Origin of the sequence: uncultured Arcticibacterium sp. (genome assembly GCF_964021845.1) — a bacterium.
Lineage (GTDB): Bacteria > Bacteroidota > Bacteroidia > Cytophagales > Spirosomataceae > Arcticibacterium.
In genome coordinates, this window is sequence record NZ_CAXHZC010000006.1 from 165,610 (window position 1) to 179,609 (window position 14,000).

15 protein-coding genes are annotated in these 14,000 nt (G+C 37.1%); 9 read left to right on the forward strand and 6 right to left on the reverse strand.

Going from position 1 to position 14,000, the window contains the following annotated elements; translation table 11 throughout:
* The first annotated feature begins 79 nt into the window (after positions 1-79).
* The 4 genes from AADJ06_RS16835 to AADJ06_RS16850 all read left to right on the forward strand — a co-directional run bounded on the left by AADJ06_RS16835 (position 80) and on the right by AADJ06_RS16850 (position 3,572).
* Entirely contained in the window at positions 80-682 is a 603-nt protein-coding gene (locus AADJ06_RS16835) for a glutathione peroxidase (protein ID WP_341227651.1), read from the forward strand.
* Between the two features lie 24 nt (positions 683-706).
* Positions 707-1,585, forward strand: coding sequence for a 1,4-dihydroxy-2-naphthoate polyprenyltransferase (locus AADJ06_RS16840; RefSeq protein WP_341227652.1), 879 nt, complete (start codon positions 707-709; stop codon positions 1,583-1,585).
* A gap of 75 nt (positions 1,586-1,660) precedes the next feature.
* Positions 1,661-2,995, forward strand: coding sequence for a tetratricopeptide repeat protein (locus tag AADJ06_RS16845; protein ID WP_341227653.1), 1,335 nt, complete (start codon positions 1,661-1,663; stop codon positions 2,993-2,995).
* Between the two features lie 10 nt (positions 2,996-3,005).
* Positions 3,006-3,572 carry a hypothetical protein gene (locus AADJ06_RS16850; protein ID WP_341227654.1) on the forward strand — a complete coding sequence of 189 codons (567 nt, stop codon included), beginning with the start codon at positions 3,006-3,008 and terminating at the stop codon, positions 3,570-3,572.
* 57 nt (positions 3,573-3,629) lie between these two features.
* Here AADJ06_RS16850 and AADJ06_RS16855 read toward each other — a convergent pair whose 3' ends face one another.
* The 5 genes from AADJ06_RS16855 to AADJ06_RS16875 all read right to left on the reverse strand — a co-directional run bounded on the left by AADJ06_RS16855 (position 3,630) and on the right by AADJ06_RS16875 (position 7,353).
* Positions 3,630-3,998, reverse strand: coding sequence for a hypothetical protein (locus tag AADJ06_RS16855; protein ID WP_341227655.1), 369 nt, complete (start codon positions 3,996-3,998; stop codon positions 3,630-3,632).
* Between the two features lie 63 nt (positions 3,999-4,061).
* The gene (locus AADJ06_RS16860; protein ID WP_341227656.1) at positions 4,062-4,514 is read right to left on the reverse strand and encodes a GNAT family N-acetyltransferase; all 453 of its coding nucleotides are present in this window, start codon (positions 4,512-4,514) and stop codon (positions 4,062-4,064) included.
* 154 nt (positions 4,515-4,668) lie between these two features.
* Positions 4,669-5,136: an IS200/IS605 family transposase gene (tnpA, locus tag AADJ06_RS16865; protein WP_341227657.1), complete on the reverse strand. Its 468-nt coding sequence runs from the start codon at positions 5,134-5,136 to the stop codon at positions 4,669-4,671.
* 147 nt (positions 5,137-5,283) lie between these two features.
* Positions 5,284-6,066 (reverse strand): LexA family transcriptional regulator, encoded by a 783-nt coding sequence (locus tag AADJ06_RS16870; RefSeq protein WP_341227658.1) that lies wholly within the window; start codon positions 6,064-6,066, stop codon positions 5,284-5,286.
* Between the two features lie 120 nt (positions 6,067-6,186).
* Positions 6,187-7,353: a membrane dipeptidase gene (locus AADJ06_RS16875; protein WP_341227659.1), complete on the reverse strand. Its 1,167-nt coding sequence runs from the start codon at positions 7,351-7,353 to the stop codon at positions 6,187-6,189.
* A 339-nt stretch (positions 7,354-7,692) separates the two neighbouring features.
* On the opposite strand from AADJ06_RS16875, the gene AADJ06_RS16880 reads away from it, so the two are divergent.
* The 5 genes from AADJ06_RS16880 to AADJ06_RS16900 all read left to right on the forward strand — a co-directional run bounded on the left by AADJ06_RS16880 (position 7,693) and on the right by AADJ06_RS16900 (position 13,224).
* Positions 7,693-9,723, forward strand: a complete 2,031-nt coding sequence (locus tag AADJ06_RS16880) for a cytochrome c biogenesis protein CcdA (protein ID WP_341227660.1) — start codon at positions 7,693-7,695, stop codon at positions 9,721-9,723.
* A gap of 114 nt (positions 9,724-9,837) precedes the next feature.
* Positions 9,838-10,245 carry a hypothetical protein gene (locus tag AADJ06_RS16885; protein WP_341227661.1) on the forward strand — a complete coding sequence of 136 codons (408 nt, stop codon included), beginning with the start codon at positions 9,838-9,840 and terminating at the stop codon, positions 10,243-10,245.
* Positions 10,246-10,296: 51 nt separating this feature from the next.
* Complete coding sequence (locus tag AADJ06_RS16890) at positions 10,297-10,446, forward strand: hypothetical protein (RefSeq protein ID WP_341227662.1); 150 nt, start codon at positions 10,297-10,299, stop codon at positions 10,444-10,446.
* A gap of 87 nt (positions 10,447-10,533) precedes the next feature.
* On the forward strand, positions 10,534-12,675 hold the full coding sequence (locus AADJ06_RS16895; protein ID WP_341227663.1) for an alpha-amylase family protein: 2,142 nt from the start codon (positions 10,534-10,536) through the stop codon (positions 12,673-12,675).
* A gap of 141 nt (positions 12,676-12,816) precedes the next feature.
* Positions 12,817-13,224 carry a hypothetical protein gene (locus AADJ06_RS16900; protein WP_341227664.1) on the forward strand — a complete coding sequence of 136 codons (408 nt, stop codon included), beginning with the start codon at positions 12,817-12,819 and terminating at the stop codon, positions 13,222-13,224.
* A 145-nt stretch (positions 13,225-13,369) separates the two neighbouring features.
* Here AADJ06_RS16900 and AADJ06_RS16905 read toward each other — a convergent pair whose 3' ends face one another.
* The gene (locus tag AADJ06_RS16905; RefSeq protein WP_341227665.1) at positions 13,370-13,999 is read right to left on the reverse strand and encodes a hypothetical protein; all 630 of its coding nucleotides are present in this window, start codon (positions 13,997-13,999) and stop codon (positions 13,370-13,372) included.
* Position 14,000: the final 1 nt, after the last annotated feature.

Genomic DNA, 14,000 nt, shown 5'->3' on the forward strand with positions numbered 1-14,000 from the left:
CAATGTCTTGATTTAAAGGTTATAACATACAATCGAAGTTTTAGCTAACTTTGTGTATCAAACTTTTAAATCAAGACAAATGAAAATAGCCCTTATTCTTATCGCTTTGGTGCTCATAGGCCTCCTTGCCATGAACTTTACCACCATCAAAAATTTATTATCCAACAAAAAAGAAGTGGCTACCCTACCAGAAAATGTAGAAGTTTTAGGTTCTTTTTATGACTTTAAAATGAAGTCATTGACTGGCCAGGAGATTGATTTGTCACAATACAAAGGAAAAAAAGTAGTGGTAATGAATGTTGCCTCTAAATGTGGTTACACACCGCAATATGCCGACTGGCAAAAATTTCATAAAGAACATGGCGAAGACATTATAGTCCTAGGTTTTCCAGCCAATAATTTTGGGGCACAAGAGTCAGGAACAAATGATGAAATAGCTTCTTTTTGTCAATTAAATTACGGCGTAGAGTTCCAGATGTTTGAAAAAATAGATGTAATTGGGGAAAACCAGCATCCACTCTTTCAATGGTTAAGCAAAAAAGATTTAAACGGCTGGAATGATAAAGCCCCAACCTGGAACTTCTGTAAATACGTAATTAACGAAGAGGGTAAAGTAACTCATTTCTTTGCTTCTAAAATAAAACCAGAAGACGCAGAATTTAAAGCTGCTGTTGGACTTTAAGCTTTCTGACCTTAATCTTAATTTATGTCTCCTTGGATTTCTGCCGCTCGGCCACGAACACTTCCTTTAGCACTTTCATGTATACTAATGGGTAGCTTTTTAGCTGCTTATGCGGGTGCGTTTGATTGGATTATTTTCGGATTAGCTTGCCTAACCACCATTTTACTTCAAGTACTTTCTAATTTTGCCAACGACTATGGCGACACCCAAAACGGTGCCGATTCTTCTGAAAGAGTTGGACCGGCTAGAGCTGTTCAAACAGGAGAAATTTCTGGTCAAAGTATGTTTAGAGCAATTGTAGTTTTTGGAGTGCTCTCTTTAGTCTCCGGAATTGCTTTACTCTACTATTCTTTCAAATCAGCGGACTCTTCCTTATTCATCGGCTTCTTAGGACTTGGCCTACTGTGTATTTTAGCCGCCTATACCTATACAGCAGGAAAAAAGCCTTACGGTTATGCAGGTCTTGGAGACATTTCCGTTTTGTTGTTTTTCGGTTTGGTTGGTGTCTTAGGAAGCAATTTTCTTTTTACGCTGTCATTTGACATCTACAATGTTCTTCCTGCCTTAAGCTGCGGTCTTTTAGCCACCGGTGTTTTAAACCTCAATAACATTAGAGATATCAAATCTGATATTGCCGCCGGCAAAATGACAATTCCTGCCAGACTGGGAAGAGAAAAAGGCCTTATTTATCATAGCTTTTTATTAGGTCTAGCTCTCATTCTTATTGTAGTTTTTGTAATCCTTAAAAGTGACATCTCCTTCTGGTTTTTACTCAGTTTTCCACTTTTTGCGTTTAATGTTATCCGTGCCTTCAAACTTCCAAATCCAGATACTCTTTTAAGGCAATTGGCACTTTCAACCCTGTTTTTTGTTCTATTATTCGGGGTTTCGGTACTATTTTAACCAATTTTTAAGATTTCATACCACTTTTATCTTTTTGAAATCTTAATTTTGACATATACCTTTTCTAATAAAAAAATGAAATTAAGATTACTACCTTTCCTACTTCTCATTGTATCTATCTCTTATGGTCAGCAAACTGCCGCTGATTATTTTGAACAGGGCGTTAACAAAACTAAAGTTGGAAACTTTACTGGAGCACTTTCAGACTTCAGCAGAGCCATTTCAATGAACCCAGAAAACTCTCAAAGTTATTATAACCGTGGCTTGGCAAAACAAGCATTAAAAGACCACCGTGGAGCCATACAAGATTTTGATAGAGCAGCGAGTCTAAACCCTCGTGAGCCAATGGCTTATCTTTATAGAGGTATTAGTAAAACCGAACAAGGTGAGCCAAGAGCTGCAGTTCAAGATTTCAACAGATGTATTGAATTAAACGCTGAAGATTCTTACGCATACCTGCAAAGAGGTTTTACACTTAGCAAGTTAGACGAATATAGAAGTGCTATATCTGACTTCAATAGAGTTATTGAACTTAACAGTGATAAAAGCAGCATGTACCAAGCTTTCTTTTCAAGAGGTTTATGCAAATCTAAACTAGGCGATTTCAAAGGCAGTATATCAGATTACTCTAAGTCTATTGATATCAACCCGAAACGTTCTCAAACATTCGCCGAAAGGGGTTTTGCAAATGTACAAGTTGGAGAATTTGCTCAGGCCGTTTCTGATTATAATGAAGCTTTAGATTTAAACCCACAAGATGCAGATGCATTTTATTACAGAGGCTTTGCAAAAGCTAAATCGGGAGATTACACAGGTGCCAAAACTGACTTTGATGCTTCATTAAGATTAGAACCAACTAATATCAAAGCTTTATATGGCCGAGGGTTTGCTTACACCAAACTTAACAACCAAAGAGCTGCTATTCAAGACTTAACAAAATCAATAGAATATAACAATCCAGGTTTAGAATCTAAGTTCGAATATTCTCCAAACATGCCAGAAAAGAAATTGGCATCATTAAGAAACGCGGTTTCAGACGAAATACAAATCAGCACGTTTTCTGAAAACAGATCTGATGCATACTACTTAAGAGGTATTGCAGAGTTTAAAAGTGGACATAGTAAAGACGCTTTATCTAACCTTAGCACTGCCATCGATTTAAACCCTACCATGGCTCCTGCTCACTTTGCACGTGGTTTGGTTCGTTCAGCGGAAGGTTTGCAGCGTGAAGCCATCATTGATTTAACAAATGCTATCGACCTAAACGAATTCTATAAAGAAGCTTATTACGTTAGAGGTTTAATAGAACACGCTCTTGGCGACTCCGACAAAGGTTGTTTTGACCTTAGTAAATCAGGCGAACTAGGTTATGTAAAGGCCTATGAAGTTATAAAGTATTATTGTAATTAATTTATATAAGATGAAGAAAGTATTATTAGTATTCGGCCTATTAATTTTAGGTCTATCTGCACAAAGTCAATCTCTTGATGGTATGTTAGATAATGTTTTATCATTGCAAAAATCAGGAGATAAAAAAGGCCTAAGCTCTGCTATTAGTCAATTAAGCTCAGGCATAGAAACTGAAGCTAATGACACAGGTGGCGATTTTAAAGAAGGGCTTTTAAGCCAAGCCGCTAACTTAAGTAAGCTGGCTCCTTTAGCATCAAAAGGAATGGTGAAAGAAGGTCCTTTGAAAAAAATCATCAATACCGTTAAATTAATGTTGGGTGCCAATAGAATTGGAAATATGCTTGGTGGCGGAGGCGGACTAATTGGAAAAGCATCTGCTCTTAAGTCTGGATTGAGTCTAATGCAAGGTGGTTCTTCTATTTTAGGAAGTAAGTCTGGCGGATTAAACGACCTTATTGGTGGTGCTATGGGTAATGTCAATAAACTTGACGGTGGTGGATTAGCTGCTAAAGCAGCAGAGAAAGCCCTGCCTAATCAATTAGGCGGAATCCTTAGCATGGCAAAAGGCATTCTTTAAGAAAAGAGTAATTCTAAAAACTGGGACTCAATCAGAAATGGTTGAGTCTTTTTTTGTTTATGCTTGAGCTTTCCTACTAATAAACCAAGCCCACAAAATAAATAGAAACTGAACAGCAAGCCTTACCAAAGCTGCTTGATGACTGCCTATGGCAGGTGTATCTGAAAAAACATCTAGAATATGTAAAGGCAAAAATATTAGCATTAGAATCAATACACCAAGAGCTGCCTTGTATCTAAATTTTGGAATCAGCAGTCCTATACCCAGAACAATTTCTAGCAAACCAGAACCATAATTAATAAAATCTGTTGGTAGAAAATCAGGAATAAAAGGGACATACATGGCTGGCTTCAAAAAGTGATTAACGCCACCGTATATCATGAATACTGCCATCAGATATGTAAGAATACTTTTAAAGGTTTTCATTTTGTGTTATTAAGTTAATAACTAAAACCATGATGTAATAATCCAATATAAGCAGAAAAACACTTAGCCCAGCACTTTCTCAAAACATACACTATTCTCTACACCTTCGTATTGACCATAATTAGGAATCACGACATAACCATTTTTGGTATAAAGAGCCACAGCATCCTCTTGCCTTTTCCCTGTTTCTAATAAGCATTTTTTATAGCCTGATTCCTTAGCCCAGTTTTCTAAACCCTTAAGCATGACAGTAGCTGTTCCCATATTCCTTCCATTGGGATTTACATACATCCTCTTTACCTCCATGCTGTCTGCGTCAAACTGCTTAATAGCTCCACAACCGACAGGAACCTCATCTTTATAAGCTACAATCGCATACTGAATTTTGTCAATCTTATTATACTGGCTATAAAAAGCATGGTCATCACCATCAATGATTGCGAGCTCTTTATCAAGAGCGGCTACTAGATTAATGAAATCGATATTTTCAGATGTACAGCGTTTGATTGTAATCATGTTCTTCTCCTTTTGTTCTGAACAAAATTATAAATTAGTCCCGTTAGGGACGAAACCTCGGTAGAAAAAAAATGTTAGCAGAGCGAAAGAGGCGTCCCTTAGGGACGAAACATTCGCCGAAAACGTCAATAACGATATAACCGAACAAAATATATCAAGAATATTCAACTCGTTTAAATATATAACGGTCGTCATAATCGACATTAAACGGATCTAAAAACTCCTTATATTCCTGCCTGAATATTTTCTTTTTATGATGCTCTTCTTGGTTTTCTATGTAACTAATAACCTTAGAAACGTCTGATTTGCTGTAAGAAAAAGCCCCGTAACCTTCTTGCCAAGAGAACCTACTTTTTACAAATCCATTTTGGTTAATCCCTAAGGATGAATCTCCTTTTACATCTTGCATTAAATCTGAGAGAGATTGCGTTGGTCGCATTCCGAATAAAATATGTATATGGTCTGGCATTCCATTTATCGCCAATAATTTATGCCCATTTGCTTGAATTATGCCTGTGATGTATTTATACAATTTTTCTCTCCAAGAATTATCGATTAGGCATGTTCTATTTTGGACGGAAAAGACGGCTTGAATGTGGATTTGTGTGTATGTGTTGGGCATGGTGCTGTGTGTTTCGCGTTTGTTTTAGCGAGGTATTGTCCCTAACGGGACATTCTTGAACAACGATATATTCATTTCTACCGATGTTTCGTCCCTAACGGGACTACTTCATATCAGTTTCGTTTTTCCGAAAACTTCCATTTAAAATTAGCCCTGGCCAATCATCTTACGACCATCTAATTTAAAGCCTACTAAGCTATTCTGAATATCTTGGATCGCATTATAGAGTAAATCGGAAATAGGTCGGTCTGTTGGGTTTAGGCTGCATACAAAATGCCATACCTCAAAAATATCTTCTGGCTTAATATGATATGGCAGGTAAGACTTATTGTCTGAATGAAACTGTATGGTGCCGTCCGTTTTGGTGGTGTTATATAGTCTTTTATAAACTAGGCCGTCGTTTTGGGTAAGCACCACGTAGGTGTCTCCGTCTTTTATGTCGTCTATATTTTCTACGTATTTACCTATCACGTAGGCCCCACTTTCTAACGGTGGCATAGAGTCTCCTTTTATAGGAAAGGCCCTAAACTTGCCGCTGGTGGCATAAGGCAAACTTATGCGTGGTAAATTTTCTATGAATTCCTCGTCGGCATAACCATCTAAATAACCTGCCGATGCTTTTAGCGGCACTAATTCTATGAGGTCATTTTGGTCTTGGTCTACCATAACGGGAAAGAGAATCCTGTTCCCTCCTATTTTTAGTAAATCACGAAGGTCTTGCACCTTTGTCAGGTCTATTTTTACAAGAGAATCTACAGAAATATTGAAATAATCTGAAAGCTGAATGAGCATGTCAATAGGTGGAGCAGCTCTGTGCTCTTCCCATGAGCTAAGGCGTGAACGCGTGATTCCTAGCTGCTCTGCCATGTTTTCTTGAGAGAAACCTTTCAAATGGCGTAAATGGGCGATGTTCTTACAGATTTTTTTCATAACGTTCTCTTGCAATAATATTTAGCACAAATCTGCTAAAATTTTACGCTATGTGCAAAAAATGATAAAATACTTAGCAATTTATCAAGTGTTAAAAAACAAGCAAGAATATTCTAAAGCCTAATCTGGAAGGTTTTCTAATAAAAGTCGCTTTACATTATCTCCCATCACCTTTCTGATATCTGCACTTGAAACACCCAATTTTAGTAACTCATCTACATAAAGCGACAGACCCGTTATGTCAGTATGCGTTTCTATAGCACCGTCAAAGTCAGAACCTAAAGCTACATAGTCTGCACCCACTAAGTCTATGCAATATTTAATGGCTCTAGCCGTAGAGGCTGGCGTTTTAGTACCCGTGGCAGGCTCGAACATTGCAATACTTATAAGTCCGCCCGTTTTAGCTATTCCTTTAATATGCTCATCAGAAATATTTCTAACTGAATTCTGAGTGCCTTTCACTCCTGTATGAGAACTTACAATAGGCTTTTGGGTTATTTCGAAAATATCATCCACCATTTTTGGAGAACAGTGAGCCACATCCAAAATCATGTTTTTGTCCTGCATTTTCTTAATCACTTCTTTTCCAAAATCAGTGAGTCCTTCATGCCCTACGCCATGTGCCGAACCTCCTAATTTATTATCAAAGAAATGAACAGGAGACATCATTCTTACGCCTGCGTCATAGAGTTTATCTACATTCTCTATTTCTCCTTCTAAAGCATGCATTCCTTCAATTCCTAAAAAGCCCGCAGTGATATTTTTATTTTCACGCTTATCTTTCAAATACGCTCTTAAATTTTCCTTTGATTCAATTACCCTGAACGTCCCGTTTGACTTACTTTCAAAACTATGCAAAGCTTTACACTGAGCTAATGCTCTCTCAGTCAAATTAAACCAAGATTTTATAGGCCGTGCTTGTACCATACTGAGTAAAGTAATTTGGTCTGTTTCGCCCGTATTTTTGTCAAAATTCAAGTCCTTAGGCGATTTGGTCACTATAGTAAATGCTTGCAGACTAACATTACCTGCTAACATTCTTGGAATATCTACCGCCCCAAAATCATTTTCCTCTAGCAAATCTCTTTTCCAAAGCAGTGCATCACAATGCATATCAGCCACAAAATCTAATGAATCATATAGTCTTTGTCCAGCTTCTGAGATACTATAAGGCGGCTTTTGAGAAACAACATTAAACTTCTTGTCAATTACTTTTGGTACAAAAAGAAACACGAAGGCTAGTATCAAGATTAAAATACCACCAACAATTTTAAAGACCTTTTTCATAGCGTTTGTTTTTAATAAATCAATTTAAAGAAAAGTATTATCCCTTGCTCTATAGTCCATTCAATAATCTTATAAGAAAGCTAATTTCTCAGTTCTGATAACTGATTTAATCTGGCGTAAGCCGGCTTAGGGATAGAGCGGTTTGTTTGAGCCTGATAAGGCGAGTAGCGAAAGCCCGACCTGAAAGGTAAGCCCCAAATAAATAATCTTATAAAAGAACTTCTTTTTTAGATATTTAGAAGACTTCATAAGCAGCATTGGCAAGCAAATTGATACTTTTACCTAAAGGTGTAATTATTTGCACAATTTTAAGGTTATTAAAGACTCTATATAAAACTCATGAAGAAAACAGTTTCACCATTTATTTTCCTTTTTCTGGCATCTCTTGTATCCTTTGGACAAATTCTGAAACCTACCACTTGGTCGTTTGAAACCAAAACTGGTGAGGTAAAGGTAGGGGAGACTGTAAGTTTAGAGTTTAATGCCAAAATAGATAAAAATTGGTATTTATATTCTTCGGATTTTGACCCTGATTTGGGGCCAATAGTAACAGAAGTGAAATTTGAGCCGAATGATTCTTATGAGTTGGTAGGCGGACTTACACCGATTCATCCTAAGAAGAAATATGATGATATATGGGAGGGTGATGTTACTTATTTTAAGGAGAAGGGACAGTTTATACAGAAAGTGAAAATTCTTAAACCCGAGGCCAAAATAGGAGGTTCTATCTCTTTTCAAACCTGTACAGAGGTAGACGGAAGGTGTGTAAACGGAAAGGAAAAGTTCACATTTAATGTAAAAGCGGTGGCGGCATCTGTAGTGGTGCCTGAACCCGAAGAAAAAAAAACGGAAACTCTCTCTACGGCCGTAGAGGATGAAAAAGAGGCTGCCAATGAGGTAATGGCTACCCTAGAAACCGAAGATACAGAAACCGCCGAGGTGGTTTTGGAGCAAGGGACGGAGCCTGTAATTACCGATCAACCTGCTGGAGTACCAAGTGAGGAAGCCGACTCTTCTATGTTTACCTTTCTTTTAGGAGCTTTTGGTGTGGGATTCGCGAGTATTTTTATGCCCTGCATTTTCCCGATTATGCCCATAACGGTTAGTTTTTTTACCAAACAAAAAAACGGAAAAGTAAAGGCTATTTTTTATGGTTTTTGTATTCTACTTATATTCTCTCTGATGGGTTTGGTGACGATGTCATTAGGGCCAACATTCTTGAATTTTCTGAGTACGCACTGGATTCCTAATCTTATCTTCTTTATCATATTTATCCTTTTCGGAATCTCTCTTTTGGGGGCTTTTGAAATAGTGCTGCCGCATGCTGCGGTCAATAAAATAGACGCCATGTCTGACAAAGGGGGTTTTATCGGCATCTTTTTCATGGCTCTTACGCTGGTTTTGGTTTCGTTCTCCTGCACAGTTCCGTTGGTGGGAAGTTTATTGATACTGTCTGCCAAAGGTGATGTTTGGCGACCATTCTTGGGAATGCTGGCTTTTGGACTTCCTTTCGCTTTAGTTTTTGGAGGATTGGCGTTCTTCCCTGAATATTTAAAGAAATTGCCAAAGTCTGGTGGCTGGCTAAACGAACTGAAAGCGGTTTTTGGTTTAGCGGAATTTGCTTTAGCACTAAAGTTTTTAAGTAATATTGACCTGACACGACACTGGGACTTAATTCACAGGAATTATTTCTTGATGTTCTGGATATTGATTTCAGCTATGATTACGCTTTATATTCTTGGTTTCTTACGATTACCGAAAGATGCCAAAATAGAAAAACGTTCTTTCTCTAGGTGGGGTTTTGCTACTTTGTTTTTTGCGTTTACGCTGTATATGGTACCGGGTTTGAGTAATAAGCCCCTGAGTTTATTGTCTGGAATACTGCCTCCTATGCCTGTTAGCAATGTGGCTACGCCATTAAAGCACCCAAAAATGAAACAGCTGCCACATGGTTTGCAGGGTTTTAAAGAGTATGAAGATGCTCTTGCGTACTCGGCTGAAATTGGAAAACCTGTTTTGATAGATTTCACAGGATATGCCTGTGCCAACTGCCGAAAAATGGAGGAGTTTGTTTGGCCAAAACCTGAAGTGCTTACTCGTCTTCAAGATGATTTTGTGATAGCCTCTTTATATGTGGATGATAAGGCCGCACTGCCGGAAGAGAAACATTATGTTTCCACTTATGACGACGAACTCAAAACTACAATTGGCGAGAAAAATATGGACTTAGAAATCACGGAGTTCAATAATAACGCTCAGCCCTACTATGTGGTGGTTGACTCCGAAGGAAACAAACTAATGGAGCCTTTGGGCTATTCTTCGGAAGAGGAATTTGTTAAGTTTTTGGATGAGGGGAAGGGTAAGTATTAGAGATACTAAAATCAATCTCTCAAAGATTTCTTGAAAGCTTGGATTTCGTTGTAATCATCAACTTTGTGCCTAATAGTATCTTGGGTCAGTCTCAGCCATGTTAGAAATTTGAGAATGAAGAAATTTCTTAAAAATGCCCTTGAGGGCTTATACTTATTAATGGTTAGCCCTTCTAGGACAAAGGAGGTGATAATGGGAAATATTAAATTTCTTTTTCCCCTTCCAATGTTTTTTCTATTTGGAGGGCTGGGCATCCATCTTCTTTTGGACATACCATGGATGAATAGAAATGTAAATAGTATTCGGGCTTTGGTTCCAATCTATGGTATTGCTTTTAATCTGTTGGCATATCCTATTTGTTTTAGATTCATCATTCCACTTTTGGAGCCCGATGATATTGATATGAATAACAAAAGAGGAAAGATATTGGCTTTAATTCTATATTGGTTCGGGTGTTTTGCCTTAATGATTTTATTGGCTTGGTTAACTAATTATACCCGTGCAGATGAATTTAGGCAATAGAGAAGTAAAAGCTCTGATGAAGAACTCAAAACTACAAATGGCGAGAAAAATATGGACTTAGAAATCACGGAGTTCAATAATAACGCTCAGCCCTATTATGTAGTGGTAGACTCCGAAGGAAATAAACTAATGGAACCTTTGGGCTATTCTTCTGAAGAGGAATTTGTTAAGTTTTTGGACGAGGGGAAGAGTAAGTATTAGGAGAGCAAAACTATAAACTAGAGCACTTTCATTTAAATGAAAGTGCTTTTTTGTGCCTAAATTAGCCAATACTTAAACCCTATAAATATGACGTCTAGAAAGATTCTGCTATTAGTTCTATTAAGTTTTTCTGCTTTGTCTCAAAGTAATGAGCATTGGTATCAGCAGCCTATGCGAATTTTACAGACAGTTTTAAGACAACCTGACGCTGCAAGTTATGATACGGATAGCCTGTTAAACTACATGAACGCCGTACACGCTAATACCTTGGTAATTAACGGGGGAGGTATAGTAGATTATTTTCAGAATAAGATGCCCATGGCAAATGTAAACCCATACATGGGGAAACGAGATTTATTAGCAGATATAGTGAAGGCATGTCATGAGCAAAATATTAAGGTTATAGCTAGGGTAGATTTTAGAGGGGTACATAAAGAACGTTATGACCTACACCCAGACTGGTTTGCCAAAGATGAAAAAGGGGAACCAATAATACTGAACTACACTAAGCCAGGGCTATATGCCCCATGTTATAATGGTCATTATAGAAACGAACACTCAGAGGCTTTCATTAACCAATTAATGGATAAGTATTATATTGATGGCATTTGGCATAATTCGGTAAATTTTCATGATGTGTGTTATTGCGATGTTTGTCAATCTCTCTACCAAGAAGAATATGGTGAAAATGTGCCTGTAAAAGCTAGCTCTGAACATAAGTGGGAAACATATTATAAATGGAATGAGAAAATGGCTAGCCAGCAATTAGCCAAGATGAGGGCTGTAGTAAAAAAATATGGGGAAGATAAATCATATGCTGCAGAGGTTTTTGATATGTATAGGGTAGAGCAGCAAAAACATACTGGCATAAATCTTTACAGTGCTGCCAAATACTTCGACTTTTTTGTTACGGTGAGTTTTATTGCTAATAATAATGCAGATGTTAGATATAAAGACATTTATTATCCTGCCGCTATTGTCAAATTTTTGAAATCCTTAGAACCTGAAAAGTCCCCAGTTATACTTTTTGGAGGAAACGGTACTGAGCACCGATATACTTATGACCCGCCTATTGACTCAAGGCTTTGGCTCTGGCAGGCAGCGGCTAATGGAGGGGGCTTTTGGAACTGCTACTTTAATGGTGATTTTCCAACAAACACTTTAGACCAAAGGAATGCTCATTTAGCAAGTGACGCATATCAATACCTAGAAAAAAATGAGGTTTTATTGGACCAGCTAGAACCGGTTACGGACATTGCTCTTTTTTATTCTAAGGCCTCTGGCCAATTAGTTGGTGATGAGGATTTCGGTTTTCCAATACGCGGGATGCTAAGACTTTTAGAAGAGAATCATTATCAATATGGCTTCTTATCGGATAGAAATCTAACGAGAAAAGACCTTGATAAATATAAAGTGCTTTTAATGCCAAATGTAGCTGCCATTAGCAAGGCAGACTTATACCTTATTAAAGATTGGGTAAATGATGGAGGAAGTCTTTTGGCTACTCACAAAACTTCGCTTTTTGATGATTTGGGCGTTTCAAGAAGTGACTTTGGTTTTTCTGAACTTTTTGGGGCTAGTTATTCGGGTGAAGAAATAAATACATCCATAGATTGCTACCAAACTATAGAAAATAGAACCGAGATTTTAAAGGGTTTTGAGCAAACGAAATTATTGCATAATGGCGGTCAAACGCTTCTTGTTAATGCAAAAGGAAAAGCTAAAATATTAACGGGTTATCTTCCAAAAATCAATAATCAGCCACCAGAAAATGCTTTTCCAGACTCATGGGATTCTAAAAACCCAATAATGCTTAGCAATACTTATGGAAAAGGCAAGGTGGTATATTTCTCAAATCAAGTGGCAAAATTAAATTATACTATTGGTCACCCAGATTATAACGACTTACTCGTAAACTCAATAAACAGTCTTTTGGGAGAGCATTTAAGTTTGAAAACAAACGCTCCTGCCAGTGTTAATATTTACCTAAATAAGAGTAAATCAGAAGAGGGTACTTATCAATTGGCCTTAGTAAATACTTCCGGAGCCACGCAAAGGCCATTTAGAAGCTTAATCCCGGTTTCTAATCTGGAGATAGAGCTACCCTTTAAGCTAAATTCATTTAAAGTTTTACATAAAGAGGGAGAAACTAAGATTAATCAAACAGGAAATGTATTGTCTATTAATAACCTTACAGAGTTTGTCTCTTTGAAGTTAATGATAGATTAGGTTTATCTAATTTCATACGTTTAAGTTTACCCTAAAATCAATCTCTCAAAGACTTCTTGAAAGCTTGGATTTCGTCGCAATCAGCAACTTTTACCTAATAGTGTCTTCGGTCAGCCTGGGCCGTGTTAATAATATCAAAGAATGATCAATTTTATCAAAGAGGCTTTGGAAGGTATCTACATACTTTACAATGACCCTAATAAAAGCGAAAGCGAAGTCAAAGGTAATATCAAGTTTGTATTTCCTCTACCAATGTTTTTTCTGTTTGGAGGGCTGGGCATTCATATCATGTTAGATATTCCGCTAATAAATGGACTTATTACTGGCTCTAAAAAACTTGTTTTTGTTTCGGGAGTAATTTTCAACTCTTTGGCTTATCCAGTTTGTTTCCGATATTTTATTCCTTTGCTTAAGCCGGATGAGATTGATATGTCAAAGAAAAACAGGAAGATTTGGACGTTTATTTTTTACTTTTTTGGCTGTTTTATTTTGATGACCATACTAGCTTGGCTTACAAATTATACCCGAGCAGATGAATTTAGACAATAGAGAAGTAAAAGCTACGACGATGAATTTAAAGCTACAATTGCTGAGAAAGAAAAATCACGAAATTCAATACCCTATTATGTGGTGGTAGACTTTAAAGGAAACAAACTAATGAAGCCTTTGGGCTATTCTTCTGAAGAGGAATTTGTTAAGTTTCTGGACGAGGGGAAGGGGAAGTATTAGGAGATTTTAAAGACTTCTTGAAAGCTTGGATTTCGTCGTAATCATTAATTCTGAGATAATATATCAATGCTAGCCAGGGAATTTTGCCCTTTTTATGATATCCTATTAATAGTTTTTTAGTATTCGAGAGGAAATCATATTGTTTAACCTGAAAGAAGGTTTTGATGATTGTTTTATCCTGAAAAATTAATGTAAGATAATTGGAAACCCCTTGACTCAATGCGGGATCAACGCCTTTCTCATGTTTATATCCATCTAAATAATCACCATAGGCAATTTCTATTTTCATTAACTCATCTAATTCGTATCTCTTCTCATCAATAATTATTTTATCGTCATAGAACTCAATCCAACCTTTCAACTCTCCATGCAAGGGTTTTCGTTGCCGGTTTTTTAGAATCCAAAAAACGATGGTAATCAAACATAAGATTAAATAAATTGGGAAAATGAAGTTTACCGTATTTTCAGGGTTGATGTATTCAGAATAAGTCATTTGAAAACCTAGTGATAAGAGTAATACTCCATACAAAACAAAAGTTCTGGAAATACGAATCCCTTTTTTAGGTACAAAAATCTGAAACCGAGCTGCATTCATA